This is a genomic window from Siccirubricoccus phaeus, from assembly GCF_008360935.1.
GTDB lineage: Bacteria > Pseudomonadota > Alphaproteobacteria > Acetobacterales > Acetobacteraceae > Siccirubricoccus > Siccirubricoccus phaeus.
This window is the reverse complement of the sequence record NZ_SRXO01000001.1, coordinates 54,451-67,997: the sequence shown is the minus strand read 5'-3', so window position 1 is coordinate 67,997 and position 13,547 is coordinate 54,451. Positions and strand designations below refer to the sequence as shown.

Below are 13,547 nucleotides of genomic sequence, written 5' to 3'. Positions count from 1 at the left end.
ATCACGCGACCGAACAATGAGCTAGAGCGGGGCGGGTGAGCGCAGCTCGACCGATCCCGCTCTAGCGGTTTCACGCTGACTGTGCAGCGCGAAACCGCTCTAGCTTATGGCTTGTAGAGCAGCTTCACGCCTCCGGGCGATGCCGCCCTCCGGCGATCTGCTCTAGCGCTTCACCTGCGGATCCTCGCCATGGCTGTGGCGCTTGCCCTCGGCCTCGGCCCGCTGCAGCGCCTCCGCCTCCGGCCCACTCACCGCCTGCTTCGCCGCCTCGGCGGCGGGCTTCACCTTGCCGCTCTCGGTGAAGGCCTTGGTGGCGTCGTTGTACTGCTTCGCGGCGGTGCGGCTGCCCTCGCCCTCATTCTTCGTCTCGGCCATGGCGTGTCTCCTCCACGCGCGGCAACCCGCCAGCCCGGCGAAGGTTCCCGCGGCGGGCCTTTTCCCCGCCGCCCCCCGGCGGTATGGCAGGGGCAGGAGGAAGCCCATGCTGGACAACACCCCCCCGGTGCTGCGGCGGGACCAGGGCGCCGTCGCGACCCTCACCCTGAACCGCCCCGCCACGCGCAACAGCCTCTCCCGCGCCATGATCGGCGCGCTGCACGCCGCGCTGGCGGAGGTGGCGGCCGCGCCCGCCATACGCTGCGTGGTGCTGGCCGCCGAAGGCCGGGCCTATTCCGCCGGCCACGATCTGAAGGAGATCACCGCCCACCGCGCCGATGCCGATGGCGGCGCCGGTTTCTTCACCGCCGTCATGGCGGAATGCGCCGGGCTGATGCAGGCGGTGGTCACCCTGCCCCAGCCGATGGTCGCGGCGGTGGAGGGCGTCGCCACCGCCGCCGGCTGCCAGCTGGCCGCGAGCTGCGACCTGGTGGTGGCCGCGGAGAGTGCGCGGTTCTGCACCCCGGGCGTCGATATCGGGCTGTTCTGCTCCACCCCCGGCGTGGCGCTGGCGCGGGCGGTGCCGCGCAAGGCGGCGATGGAGATGCTGCTGCTGGGCGAGATGGTGCCGGCCGCCGATGCGCACCGCATGGGCCTCGTCAACCGCGTGGTGCCGCCCGGCCAGGCGCTGGCCGAAGCCGAGGCGCTGGCGCAGCGCATCGCCGCCCGCTCCGCCGTGGCGCTGCGGCTGGGCAAGCGCGGCTTCAACGCCCAGGCCGGGCTGCCTTTGGCGGCGGCCTATGACGCCGCCGGGCGGGTGATGGTGGAGAATCTGCTGGCCGAGGATGCCGCGGAGGGGATCGGCGCCTTCCTGGAGAAGCGCACCCCGGCATGGCGGCATCGATAGTGTCCTGCCCGCTCCGCTCGCCGGGTTTCCGATGAAGGGGCAGGCCACGCCGGACGATGGCCAGCGCCCTGGGTCGGAAGGCCGCGGGAGTTCGGGACGCTGGCCCGGTGGCCTGCCTCTCCGCTAGAGCAGATCGCCGGAGGGCGGCATCGCCCGGAGGCGTGAATCTGCTCTACAATCCATAAGCCAGCAACCCGGCGAACATCGCGGGCGGGACACCGGGAGGGAAGGATGGATGACGAGACCGGGCTGGGCCGCTGCCCCGCCAACCACCAGCCTTTGACGCCGCTGCTCTTCCTGGAGCGGGCGGCGCAGGTCTTCCCCGATCACCTGGCCGTGGTGCATGGCGGGCTGCGGCGGAATTACCGGGCGCTGCGCGACCGCTGCGTGCGGCTGGCCGCGGCGCTGGCGGCGCGCGGTATCGGGCGCGGCGACACGGTGGCGGCGCTGCTGCCGAACATCCCGGAAATGCTGGAATGCCATTACGGCGTGCCGATGGCCGGCGCCGTGCTGAACACCATCAATACCCGGCTGGATGCCGACACCATCGGCTACATCCTGCAGCATGGCGAGGCAAAGGCGGTCATCGTGGACCGCGAATACCTCCCCGTGCTGCGCGCCGCCCTGGCGCTCTCCGGCGCCGCGCCGCTGGTGGTGGAGGTGGCGGATGCGGAAGCGCCGCCCGCCGCACGGGCCGAGAGCCTGGGCGGGCTGGACTACGAGGCGCTGCTGGCGGAAGGCGACCCCGGCTTCGCCTGGGCGCTGCCGCAGGATGAGTGGGATGCGATCACGCTGAACTACACCTCCGGCACCACCGGGCGGCCGAAGGGGGTGGTGTATCACCATCGCGGCGCGCAATTGCTGGCGACGGGCAATGTACTGTCCGCCGGCATGGGGCGGCATCCGGTCTATCTCTGGACCCTGCCGATGTTCCATTGCAATGGCTGGTGCTTCCCCTGGACCGTCACCGCCATGGCCGGCACGCATGTCTGCCTGCGCGCGGTGCGCGGCGCCGCGATGTGGGCGCTGATGGCGGAGCATGGCGTGACGCATCTGTGCGGCGCGCCGGTGGTGATGGCGACGCTGCTGGACACGCCGGAGGCGGAGAAGCGCCCCCTGCCCCGCCAGGTGCAATTCGTGGTGGCCGGCGCGCCGCCGCCGGAGGCGGTGCTGGCGCGGATGCAGGCGGCCGGCTTCGCCGTGCTGCATGTGTACGGGCTGACGGAGGTGTACGGCCCCGCGGTGGTGAATGAATGGCATGCGGAGTGGACGGCGCTGCCCGCCGCCGGGCGGGCGAAGCTGATGGCCCGCCAGGGCGTGCGCTACCAGGCGCTGGAAGCGCTGGAGGTGATGGACCCGCTGACCATGCGGCCCGTCCCGCCCGATGGCACGACCATGGGCGAGGTGATGATGCGCGGCAATGTGGTGATGAAGGGCTATCTGAAGGACCCCGCCGCGACCGAGACGGCCTTCGCCGGCGGCTGGTTCCATACCGGCGACCTCGCGGTGAAGCATCCGGATGGCTATGTGCAGCTCCGCGACCGGTCGAAGGACATCATCATCTCGGGCGGGGAGAACATCTCCTCCATCGAGGTGGAGGACGCGCTGTACAAGCACCCGGCCGTGGCGCTGGCGGCGGTGGTGGCGAAGCCGGACGAGAAATGGGGCGAGGTGCCCTGCGCCTTCGTGGAGCTGAAGCCGGAAGCGCAGGCGACGGAGGCGGAGCTGATCGGCTTCGTGCGGCAGCATCTGGCGGGGTTCAAGGCGCCGAAGCAGGTGGTGTTCGCGGAATTGCCGCGGACGAGTACGGGGAAGATCCAGAAGCATGTGCTGCGGGGGCGGGTGCGTTGAGGGAGGGCTCTGCCCTCCTCGTTGGACGCAGTGCGTCCAACCCCACCCGCAAAGGGCCGAAAGGTCCTTTGAACCCTTGAGTCCGGACCCGACGGCCGAGGCGCAAAACTCAAGGTTTCCAAAGGCCCTTCGGCCTTTGGTGGGGAGAGTTTGAGAGGGGCAAAGCCCCTCTCAAGCCTTCGCCAGCACCAGCTTCGCCAGCAACCCGCCCACCCCGCACACCGCGATGCCCAGCGCCATCGGCACCGCCGTGCCGTCATGCAGCGCCCCCACCAGCCAGCCGGAAACCGCGCCCAGCCCGAATTGCAGCGTGCCGATCAGCGCCGAGGCACTCCCCGCCACCTTTCCTTGCGGCGCCATGGCCAGCGCCGTGCCCAGCGGCATGGTCGCGCCGATCCCCGCCACATAGCAGAACAGCAGCGCCGCGATCGCCGGGAAGCCGCCGATCCCCGTCGCCGCCACCAGCACCAGCAGCACCGCGGCGACGCTCATCCAGCCCAGCGCCACGGTCAGCGCCGTGCCGGCCGCCACGCGCCGCGCCAGCCGCGCATTCGCCTGGGCGACCAGCATGATGCCGAAGGCGTTCAGCCCGAAGAACAGCCCGTAGGTGGCCGGCGCCACGCCGTGCAATTCCATGAAGACGAAGGGCGAGCCGCCGATATAGGCGAACATCCCCGCCGCCGGCAGCGCGCAGGCCAGCGCATGGCCGAGGAAATGCCGGTTGCCCAGCAGCCGCAGATAGACCTGCAGCACGCCGAGCGGCCCGTCCCGCCGCCGCCGCTCCGCCGCCAGGCTCTCCGGCAGGAAGGCATGCACCACCAGCGCCAGCACCGCGCTGTAGGCCGCCAGTACCCAGAAGATCAGCCGCCACGGCCCCAGCACCAGCAGCCCACTGCCGATGGTGGGCGCCAGGATCGGCGCGATGCCCGCCACCAGCATGAGCTGCGACATCAGCCGGACGGAGCCCGGCCCCTCCGTCAGGTCCCGCACGATGGCCCGCGCCATCACCATGCCGGCGCAGCCGCCCAGCCCCTGTACGAAGCGCCAGAAGGTGAACCAGCCGATATCCTGGGTCAGCGCGCAGCCCAGCGAGGCGAGGGTGAAGATGGCCAGCCCCGCCAGCGTCGGCGGCTTGCGGCCGAGGCGGTCCGCCAGCGGACCGTAGACCATCTGCGCCAGGGCCATGCCGGCGAAGAAGGCGGCGAGCGTCCGCTGCACCTGCCCCGCATCGGCGCCGAGCCCCGCCCCGACCATGGGAAAAGCCGGCAGGTACATATCCGTGGCCAGCGGCCCGAAGGCCGACATGGCCCCCAGGATGAGGATGAGATGCAGTGCGACCTGAGGCATGCGGCAGGGTTACCACCCGGTGCCGCACCGCACCACGGGGAAAGTTTCATACGAAACCGCTTCCGGCCGCAGCGCGGCCGCCCTCAGCCCATCGCCATGGCGGGGGCGAAGCTGCGCGCATCCGCCAGCGCCCAGGCCCGGGCGAAGCGCGGATCGTCCGTCCCGTCCAGCAGCGCGCCCGTCTCCAGCGTCGGATAAAGCTCGGCGAAGCTCGCCACGCGCTGCGGCGAGACCCGCCGGCGGAAATGCTCCAGCCGGAGCTGCGAGGGGTGGTCCAACCCCGCCGCCGCCACCAGCTCCGCCAGGGCCTCCATGGTAGCGGCGTGGAATTGCGCGACGCGCTGCGCCTTGTCGGGCACCACCAGCGCCCGCGCCCGTGTCGGATCCTGGGTGGCGACGCCGGTCGGGCAGCGATCCGTGTGGCAGGAGAGCGACTGGATGCAGCCGAGGGCGAACATGAAGCCGCGCCCCGAATTGCACCAATCGGCGCCGAGCGCCAGGGCACGGGCGATGTCGAAGGCGGAGGCGATCTTGCCGCTGGCGCCGAGCCTGATGCGCTCCCGCAGCCCGATGCCGATCAGCGCATTGTGGACGAAGGAGAGGCCTTCCCGCAGCGGCATGCCGAGATGGTCCATGAATTCCAGCGGCGCCGCGCCGGTGCCGCCCTCCGCCCCATCCACCACGATGAAATCCGGCGTGATGCCGGTTGCCAGCATGGCCTTGCAGATGCCGAGGAACTCCCAGGGGTGGCCGATGCAGAGCTTGAAGCCCGCCGGCTTGCCGCCGGAGAGGCGCTTCATCTCCGCGATGAATTCCATCATCTGGATCGGGGTGGAGAAGGCGGAGTGGTTGGGCGGCGAGACGCAATCCATGCCGAGCGGCACGCCGCGCGTCGCGGCGATCTCCGGCGAGACCTTGGCCGCCGGCAGCACGCCGCCATGGCCCGGCTTGGCGCCCTGGCTGAGTTTCAGCTCCACCATCTTGATCTGCGGGTCGGCGGCGGTCTCGGCGAAGCGGTCCGCCGAGAAGCTGCCATCCGGGTTGCGCGCGCCGAAATAGCCGGAGCCGATTTCCCAGATGATGTCGCCGCCCTGGCGGTGATGCGGGCTGTAGCCCCCTTCCCCCGTATCATGCGCGAAGCCGCCGCGGGCGGCGCCGAGATTGAGCGCGCGAATCGCCTGGGGCGAGAGCGCGCCGAAGCTCATCGCCGAGATGTTCAGCAGGGAGGCGCTGTAGCCGGCGATATCGACGCGGAAGGGCTCCAGCGTCGGGCGTTTCGCGGCGATGCTGTGCTGCAGCCATTCGAAGCCCTGCTCATAGACATCGTACTGGGTGCCGAAGGGGCGCTTGTCGAGCTGCTTCTTCGCGCGCTGATAGACCACGGCGCGCTTGTCGCGGCTGAACGGGGTGCCGGTCTTCTCATCCTCGAAGAAGTATTGCCGCATCTCCGGCCGGATCTCCTCCAGCAGGAAGCGCAGATGCGCGGCGATGGGGTAGTTGCGCAGCACCGCGTGATGCGGGTTGAAGAGATCGCGGAAGCCGAGGCCGACCAGGCCGAGGGCGAGGATGAGGAAGGGCGCGATCCAGCCCGCTTCATCCGGCAGCAGCGCCAGCAGCAGCAGCAATATGGCGGCGGCGATGCAGGCCAGCGTCAGGCAGATGAAGCGCGGGGTGAAGGCAAGGTGAAGCGGTGGCATGGCGGGGCCTTTGCGGCTTGGGCTGGCTTGGGCGGCGGAGGTTAGCCGGTTCCGGCCTGGAACAAAGCCCGGGCGCTGCGTGAAGCTCTGATGTCAGGGTTGCGCCGCGGGGTGGCGTCGGCAATGGCGCCCGAATTTTCGGCACGCGCGGATCACAACGCCCTGCGCCTGGGCAAAGCTGGCCGCCGCACGCTGCATTTCCCGCCTTGCCGCGCTGCACCATGGCGCGCCCCGCCGCTAGCATGCGCGCCGACGGCCCGGAGCGTGGAGTTGGCGGCAATGGATATCGGTGTCTTCCTGCCCATCGGCAACAATGGCTGGCTGATCTCCAGCACCTCGCCGCAATACATGCCGAGCTTCGACCTCAACAAGGCGGTCACGCTGAAGGCGGAAAAATACGGCTTCGAATTCGCCCTCTCCATGATCAAGCTGCGCGGCTTCGGCGGGCCGAGCGAGTACTGGGACCATAATCTGGAAAGCTTCACCCTGATGGCCGGGCTGGCGGCGGTGACGACCCGCATCAAGCTGTTTGCCAGCGTCGCCGTGCTGACCGTGCCGCCCGCCCTGCTCGCCCGCATGGCGGTGACGAATGACAGCATCAGCCATGGCCGCTTCGGGGTGAACATCGTCTCCGGCTGGCAGAAGGCCGAGTATGAGCAGATGGGCATCTGGCCGGGCGAGCGGCATTTCGCGAAGCGCTACGAATATTGCAGCGAATACGTCCAGGTGATGAAAGAGCTCTGGGCCACCGGCCGCTCCGACTTCAACGGCGAATTCTTCCAGATGAGCGATTGCCGCGTCAGCCCGAAGCCCATGGCGAAGATCGACATCATCTCGGCCGGCCAGTCGAATCGCGGCATGCGCTTCGCCGCGGAATATGCCGATTACAATTTCATCTCGGCCGGCGGCATCAACGACATCAGCCAGGTGCGGCCGCATACCGAAAGGCTGCTGGCGGCGAACGCCGCGGCCGGCGCCGATTGCAAGGCGATGCTGCTGATGATGGTGATCGCCGACGAGACCGACGCGGCGGCGATGGCGAAGTGGCACCACTACGTCGCCGGCACGGATCTGGAGGCGCTGGCCTGGCGCGATGCCCAGGCGGGCGCCGATGTGAAGGCGGAGGCGCACAGCACCGTCGGCCGCATGGTCCGCAGCGAGCGGCTGCCGACCAACATGCTGCGGCTCATCGGCTCCTACGAGACCGTGGCGCAGCAGCTCGACGCGCTGGCGGAGATTCCGGGCCTGGCCGGCGTGATGCTGACCTTCGACGATTTCCTCATCGGCATGGAGCAATTCGGCACCCGCATCCAGCCGCTGATGCAGTCCCGCCGCCATGTCGCCCTGGCGGCCTGAGGCCGGGGAGGAGCGGCCGTGATCGAGGAGGGCCGGACGGCGCGGGAGCTGTACCTGGCGCTGAAATCCGCGCCGCCGCGCGCGCGCTTCGGCTTCGGCCGCCGCGCCGCGCTGGTGAATGTGGATGTGCAATGCGCCTATACCCAGCCCGAGCGCTACGTGACCGCCTATGAGGCCGATCCGCACCAGGTGGCGCATATCAACGCCCTGGCCGCGCTCTGCCGGCGCCGTGGCTTTCCCGTGGTCTGGACCTATGTCGCCTATCTGCCCTCGGGCGAGGATTGCGGCGTCTGGGGCACGCGCAGCGACACGCCGGACAGTTTGCAGAACATCAAGGCAGGCTCGCCCCGTGCCCAGTTCGACCCCCGGGCGGAGCGCGCCCCGGGCGACATCGCCATCAACAAGCGCATGGCCTCCGCCTTCTTCGAGACCAACCTCCGCAGCCTGCTGACCTACCACCGCGTCGATACGGTGGTGGTGACGGGCGGCTCCACCTCCGGCTGCGTCCGCGCCACGGTGGTGGACGGGCTTTCCTGCGGCTTCCGCATGGTGGTGCCGGAGGAGGCGGTGGCGGACCGGCATGAAAGCCCGCATTTCGCCAACCTCTACGACATGGCGGTGAAATACGCCGATGTCCTGCCGGTGGCCGAGGTGCTGGCGGGCCTGGCCGGCATGCCAGGCGAAGCCTGACCCCGCGGGGTGGACTTTGCCCCGCCCGAGGAGGAAAGTTCCGCAACCTCCGGCGCCGCCGGCGCCGCTGACCCTTGGAGACATGCATGCTCGACGCCGCCGCCCTCGACGCCCTCTTCCTCAAGGCCCGTACCCAGAACAAGTGGAAGTCGGAGCCGGTGAGCGAGGCGCAGATTCGCCGGATCTACGAGATCCTGTGCCAGGGCCCGACCTCGGCCAATTCCTCCCCGGCGCGCTTCGTCTTCGTGACGACGCCGGAGGGGAAGGAGAAGCTGAAGCCTGCCCTCTCCTCGGGCAATCTGGACAAGACGATGGCGGCGCCGGTCTGCGTCATCATCGGCACCGATATGGCCTTCTATGAAAAGCTGCCGCAGCTCTTCCCGCACACCGATGCGCGGTCCTGGTTCACCTCCTCCCCGGCGCTGGCGGAGGAGACGGCCTTCCGCAACGGCACGCTGCAGGGCGCCTATCTGATGCTGGCGGCGCGGGCGGTCGGGCTCGACATCGGCGCCATGTCCGGCTTCGACAAGGCGAAGGTGGATGAGGCGTTCTTCGCCGGCACCAGCATCAAGTCCAATTTCCTCTGCAATATCGGCCATGGCGACCCGGCCGGGCTGTTCGGCAAGCTGCCGCGGCTGAGCTTCGAGGAAGCCTGCTCGATCGTTTGAGCTGCCGTTCCCTCCCCCGCTGGCGGGGGAGGGTTAGGGTGGGGGTGGCTGCCGGGGCACGGGGCCAGGCGTTTCGCCGGGCTGAACCGCACCCCCACCCCGGCCCTCCCCCGCAGGGCGGGGGAGGGAGACGCTGCGCCTAGCGCATCAGCGCTTCCCAGCGCTCCACCTCCCGCAGCACGTAGCGCTCCGACTCCTCTGGGGAGAGGGCCAGCACGCGGTCCACGCCGAGCTCGGTCCATTTCCGCTGCAGCGCCTCGGTCTGCTGCACCCGCGCCACAGCGGCGTGGAGGGCGGCACGGATCGGGGCCGGCGTGCCGGCGGGCAGGAACAGCGCCTGCCAGACCAGCATCTCCGCATCCACCCCGATCTCCCGCCAGCTCGGCACCTCCGGCGCGGCCGGGCTGCGCTCCGGGCTGGTCACGGCGAAGGCGCGGGCCTGGCCGCCCCTGGCGGTCTGGAAGGCAGTCAGCGCCACGTCGAAGACCAGAGCGATGCGGCCCGCCGCCAGGTCCAGCGTCGCCGGCGCGCCGCCACGATAGGGAATCTCGTTCATCTCCAGCCCGGCGGTACGGCGGAACAGCAGCGCCGCCATGCCGAGCGTGCCGCCACCGCCGGTGCTGCCGAAATCATACCGCCCCGGCGCCGCCCGCACCGCTTCGATGAAGGCCTTGCCATCCGCCGCGGGGAAGCTGTTGGCCACCAGCATCACCATCGGCATTTCCGAGAGGATGACGACGGGGGCAAGCTGGCGGACCGGGTCGATGGCGTTCGGCACCACCACGCGCAGCACCGCATGGCTGGTGTTGTTGAACAGCGCGGTATGGCCGTCCGGCGCCGCGCGGGCGACGTATTCCGCCGCGATCATGCCGGCGCCGCCGACCCGGTTCTCCACCACCACGGGCTGCGGCAGGACCTGGCCCAGCGCCTCCGCCAGCACCCTGGCGCCGACATCCGTGGCGCCGCCTGCGGCATAGGGCACGATGAGGCGCAGCGGCCGCTCCGGCCAGGCCTGGCCCAGGGCGGGCAGCGACGGCAGCAGCAGGGCCAGCAGCAGGGCAAGGCGGCGGGTCATGGGCGGTCTCCCGGTTCTGCCGGGACCATAGGGCAAAGCCAGGCGGAACGATAAGCGTCGCCGGCGGGGCCGCCCGCCCGGGCCAAAGGCGCCAAGGCCAAGGGCGCCAAGGCCAGGCCCGCGCCGCCCGCTGTCCTGAAGCGGCTCCGCCGCTTCAGGCTGTGCCGGGGCGGCGCTCATCCGGCGCCCCTGGAGTCCCCGCGAAGCCGCGCAGCGGCTTCGCGGGAAACTAGGCTATCGGGCTGGTGTCGGAGACGCTGAAGCCCTGTGGCCCGTTCCACAGCAGCGAGAGCGTCCCGCCCGGCACATCCGCGCCGTTATAGGTCGCGTCCTCGATATGCAGGTTGCGGTCATGGCCCGGCGTGCCGTCGAAGAAGTCGTTCAGGAAGTTGATCTCGACGGCGTGGCTGCCGGGCGCCCAGTTGCCCTTCACCGTCACCGTATCCGTCACCCCGGTGCCGAATTCCGAGGCGGCGCTCACGCTCTGGGTGCCGCCGATCTGCCTGCCATCCACGCTGATGGTGTACTGCGCATTGCCGTCATAGGCGTCCTGGCTGATCTTCAGCACCAGGCTGTCGCTGCCGCTGCCCAGGGTGACTGATTTGCCGCCGCCGCCGCCACCCCCGCCCGCGCCGGGTTCCACGAAGCCGAAGGTCGAGGGGCCGGCGGAGAGCAGGTCCTTCGCCGCCCCCGCCACCGCGACGCCGTTATAGGTGGCGCCGTCGATATAGAGGTTGCGGTCGGTGGCCGCCGTACCGCCATAGGCGTCGTTCAGGAAATTCACCGAGACGGTGTGGCCGCCCGAGGCCCAGTTGCCGAGCACGGTGACGGTGTCGCTCGCCCCGCTGTCATGCAGGGCGCTGGCGGTCAGCGTGCCGCCGATCTGCACGCCGTCCACGCTGATCGTGTAGCGCGCGCTGCCGTTCCAGGCATCCTGGCTGATCTTCAGCACCAGGCTGTCCGTGCCGCTGCCGATGGTGGTGCTGGTGCCCTCGCCGCCGCCCGGGGTACCGCCGCCGGTGCTGCCGGTATCGGTGAAGGCGATGGTCTCGGTGCGGTTCCAGAGCAGGTCCGGATCCGCCCCGGCAAGGGAGACGGCAACGCCGTTATAGCTCACCCCGTCGATATGGAGGTTGCGGTCGGTGCCGTCAGTGCCGCCGTAATCGTCATTGAGGAAGGTGATCGAGACGTTGTGCGGCCCGGTCGCCCAGTTGCCCAGCACGGTGACGGTGTCGCTCGCCCCGCTGTCATGCAGGGCGCTGGCGGTCAGCGTGCCGCCGATCTGCACGCCGTCCACGCTGACCGTGTACCGCGCATTGCCGTTCCACGCATCCTGGGAGATCTTCAGCACCAGGCTGTCCGTGCCGCTGCCGATGGTGGTGCTGCCGCCGCCACCGCCCGGCGTGCCGCCGCCGGCATCGGTGAAGGCGAAATCCTGGCCGCCGGCGGAGAGCATCTCCAGCGCCGCGCCCGGCACCGCCGCGCCGTTATAGGTCGCGCTTTCGACATAGAGATTGCGGTCGGTGGTCGGCGTGCCGCCATAGCCGTCATTCAGGAAGGTGACGGTCGCCGTATGCGGGCCGGGCCCCCAATCGCCCAGCACGGTGAGGGTGTCCGCCGTGGCGCCGCCATGCAGCGCGCTGGCGGTGAGGATGCCGCCCACCTGCACGCCGTCCACGCTGACCGTATATTGCGCGTTGCCGTTCCAGTAATCCTGGGTGATGCGCAGCACCAGGCTGTCCGGCCCGCTGCCGATGGTGGTGGTGGTGCCGCCGCCGGGCGGGTTGCCCGTGCCGCCGCCGCTGATCAGCAGCCGGCCGATCTGGCCATAGGCGATATCGGCGTAATAGACGTAGCCGTCCGGCATCTGCACATAGTCGATCGGCACCCATTCGCCATTGGTCAGGGCGAGCAGGCCGACCTTGGTGCGGTCGTTCACGTCGACGGTATAGACCTCGCCGCCGGCGAAATCGGTGAAGAAGTAGTCGTTCAGCAGCTCCGCCGGGTATTTGTCGCCGGTGTAGATCACCTGGCCGCCGGTGATGGCCTGCACCTGGAAGCCGGGATCGTCGCTGTTGTGGGAAAAGGCGCGGAAGGAGGGCGTCAGCAGGATCTCGCCATTCTCCACCGCCTCATAGAAGGCGGCGGCGCTGGGGAAATCCTGGTAGGTCGCCGTCCTGTCCATCGTGCCGCCATCGCCGCCCTCGTAATAGGGCCAGCCGAAATTGGCGCCGGCGCCGCCGGTCTGGATCATCTCATAGGTGTTCCAGCCGGTATTGGTGATGAACAGCCGGCCTTCCTGGTCGAAGGCGATGGAGAAGGGGTTGCGCAGGCCGAGCTGGAAGACCTTGGCGGCATTGGTGTCGAGCGACATGCCGTCGCTGACGAAGGGGTTGTCCGGCAGGCCGTCGCCGGTCATCGGATCGACGCGGAGGATCTTGCCGGAGAGGCTGTCGATCGACTGCACGTCCACGGTGCGCGGATCGGCGAAGTCGAAGGAGGTGCCGTCGCCGGTCGAGATGTAGAGCGCGCCATCCGGGCCGAAGGCAAGGCTGCCCCCGGCATGGGAGGCGCTGTCCACCTTCAGGTAGTCCTGCTTGATGCCGTTGACGACCACATCGTCATCGTCGGGCAGGTAGCGCTCGGAGGAGGGGCGGTCCTGGAAGTACGGGCCGGTGAAATCGATCGCGCCGTCGCCGGAGATGTCCTCCAGCGACTGGCCGGCGCCGCCCACCAGCACCTTGGCGCTGCCCGGCACCACGGTGCTGTAGCCGGTATCGGCGTCCAGCGTGTAGCGCACCACCTGGGAATAGCGGTTGCCGTTGCCGTCCGGCGCGTCGCCGCCGGTCTTGCCCGCGGTGTCCGGCGGGTCCGCCACGTAGAAGGCGTAAATGTAAGGGTTGTTCGCCAGGTCCGGATGCAGGACGATGTCCATCAGCCCGCGATCCTGGTAGGAATTCACCTCGTCGCGGATGTCCAGCACCGTGCTGGCGGCGCCGGTGTCGAGATCCACCAGCTTGATGACGCCTTCCTTCTCCGCGACATAGACCTTAGTGGGGTCGAAGGGCGCGGGTTCCAGGTTGAGCGGCTGGTTGAGGCCGTCCGCCACGATCTCCCGCTCCACGGTGTAGTCGGAGACCAAGGGCGGCTCCTCGGCCGGCGGCGGCGCCGGATTCTCGTCATCGAGGATGGAGATGCGCGCGGTGCGCGGCGCCCAGATGGTCGCGCCGTCGATATCGACGATGGAGACGACGAAGGTCTCGGTCGGCTCGCCGATGGCGTCGTCGATGATCGGCACCTGCACCGTTACCTCGGCGGCGCCGGAGGGCATGGTGATGGTGCCGAAGCCGCCGGTGAAATCCTCCCCCGCCGTCGCCGTGTCGCCGGTGACGCCGTAGGTGATCGTCACCTCGTTTTCCAGCGAGCCGGTCCGGACGATCCGGATGCTGGCCGTGCCGCTGTCCTCATCCACCCTGATCTCGGTGTCACCGAGGAAGACATTGCCGTTCTGTGCCACTGCCCCACCCCACTGCCGTGTCGTTCAAGCAACGGTGAACAGGCGTTACTGCTCCCGCCACGGG

10 protein-coding genes are annotated in these 13,547 nt (G+C 69.6%); 5 read left to right on the top strand and 5 right to left on the bottom strand.

Features of this window, described 5'->3' with window-relative positions; genetic code table 11:
* Window positions 1-162: 162 nt before the first annotated feature.
* On the bottom strand, window positions 163-375 hold the full coding sequence (locus E5N76_RS00310; protein WP_149535304.1) for a hypothetical protein: 213 nt from the start codon (window positions 373-375) through the stop codon (window positions 163-165).
* 106 nt (window positions 376-481) lie between these two features.
* On the opposite strand from E5N76_RS00310, the gene E5N76_RS00305 reads away from it, so the two are divergent.
* Both E5N76_RS00305 and E5N76_RS00300 read left to right on the top strand, forming a co-directional pair.
* Window positions 482-1,282, top strand: coding sequence for an enoyl-CoA hydratase (locus E5N76_RS00305; RefSeq protein ID WP_149535303.1), 801 nt, complete (start codon window positions 482-484; stop codon window positions 1,280-1,282).
* Window positions 1,283-1,513: 231 nt separating this feature from the next.
* On the top strand, window positions 1,514-3,133 hold the full coding sequence (locus tag E5N76_RS00300) for an acyl-CoA synthetase (protein WP_149535302.1): 1,620 nt from the start codon (window positions 1,514-1,516) through the stop codon (window positions 3,131-3,133).
* Between the two features lie 171 nt (window positions 3,134-3,304).
* On the opposite strand, the gene E5N76_RS00295 is transcribed toward E5N76_RS00300, so the two are convergent.
* Window positions 3,305-4,480: a multidrug effflux MFS transporter gene (locus E5N76_RS00295; protein ID WP_149535301.1), complete on the bottom strand. Its 1,176-nt coding sequence runs from the start codon at window positions 4,478-4,480 to the stop codon at window positions 3,305-3,307.
* An 83-nt stretch (window positions 4,481-4,563) separates the two neighbouring features.
* On the bottom strand, window positions 4,564-6,177 hold the full coding sequence (locus tag E5N76_RS00290; protein ID WP_149535300.1) for an FMN-binding glutamate synthase family protein: 1,614 nt from the start codon (window positions 6,175-6,177) through the stop codon (window positions 4,564-4,566).
* A 279-nt stretch (window positions 6,178-6,456) separates the two neighbouring features.
* Here E5N76_RS00290 and rutA point away from each other — a divergent pair, with 279 nt between their 5' ends.
* The 3 genes from rutA to E5N76_RS00275 all read left to right on the top strand — a co-directional run bounded on the left by rutA (window position 6,457) and on the right by E5N76_RS00275 (window position 8,891).
* On the top strand, window positions 6,457-7,533 hold the full coding sequence (gene rutA, locus E5N76_RS00285; protein ID WP_149535299.1) for a pyrimidine utilization protein A: 1,077 nt from the start codon (window positions 6,457-6,459) through the stop codon (window positions 7,531-7,533).
* Between the two features lie 18 nt (window positions 7,534-7,551).
* Window positions 7,552-8,223 (top strand): isochorismatase family protein, encoded by a 672-nt coding sequence (locus tag E5N76_RS00280; RefSeq protein WP_149535298.1) that lies wholly within the window; start codon window positions 7,552-7,554, stop codon window positions 8,221-8,223.
* A gap of 86 nt (window positions 8,224-8,309) precedes the next feature.
* A complete protein-coding gene (locus E5N76_RS00275; RefSeq protein WP_149535297.1) occupies window positions 8,310-8,891 on the top strand; it encodes a malonic semialdehyde reductase in 582 nt (193 codons plus the stop codon).
* Between the two features lie 139 nt (window positions 8,892-9,030).
* On the opposite strand, the gene E5N76_RS00270 is transcribed toward E5N76_RS00275, so the two are convergent.
* Both E5N76_RS00270 and E5N76_RS29985 read right to left on the bottom strand, forming a co-directional pair.
* Window positions 9,031-9,966, bottom strand: a complete 936-nt coding sequence (locus E5N76_RS00270) for a tripartite tricarboxylate transporter substrate binding protein (protein ID WP_187829879.1) — start codon at window positions 9,964-9,966, stop codon at window positions 9,031-9,033.
* A gap of 229 nt (window positions 9,967-10,195) precedes the next feature.
* Entirely contained in the window at window positions 10,196-13,483 is a 3,288-nt protein-coding gene (locus E5N76_RS29985) for a carbohydrate-binding domain-containing protein (RefSeq protein WP_207791821.1), read from the bottom strand.
* Window positions 13,484-13,547 lie beyond the last annotated feature (64 nt).

What these genes read in the sequence shown, in the direction of transcription:
- E5N76_RS00305 (WP_149535303.1), top strand. Translation starts at nt 482, where the DNA reads ATGCTGGACAACACCCCCCCGGTGCTGCGGCGGGACCAGGGCGCCGTC.
- E5N76_RS00275 (WP_149535297.1), top strand. Translation starts at nt 8,310, where the DNA reads ATGCTCGACGCCGCCGCCCTCGACGCCCTCTTCCTCAAGGCCCGTACC.
- E5N76_RS00290 (WP_149535300.1), bottom strand. Translation starts at nt 6,177, where the DNA reads ATGCCACCGCTTCACCTTGCCTTCACCCCGCGCTTCATCTGCCTGACG.
- E5N76_RS00310 (WP_149535304.1), bottom strand. Translation starts at nt 375, where the DNA reads ATGGCCGAGACGAAGAATGAGGGCGAGGGCAGCCGCACCGCCGCGAAG.
- rutA (WP_149535299.1), top strand. Translation starts at nt 6,457, where the DNA reads ATGGATATCGGTGTCTTCCTGCCCATCGGCAACAATGGCTGGCTGATC.
- E5N76_RS00295 (WP_149535301.1), bottom strand. Translation starts at nt 4,480, where the DNA reads ATGCCTCAGGTCGCACTGCATCTCATCCTCATCCTGGGGGCCATGTCG.
- E5N76_RS00270 (WP_187829879.1), bottom strand. Translation starts at nt 9,966, where the DNA reads ATGACCCGCCGCCTTGCCCTGCTGCTGGCCCTGCTGCTGCCGTCGCTG.
- E5N76_RS00300 (WP_149535302.1), top strand. Translation starts at nt 1,514, where the DNA reads ATGGATGACGAGACCGGGCTGGGCCGCTGCCCCGCCAACCACCAGCCT.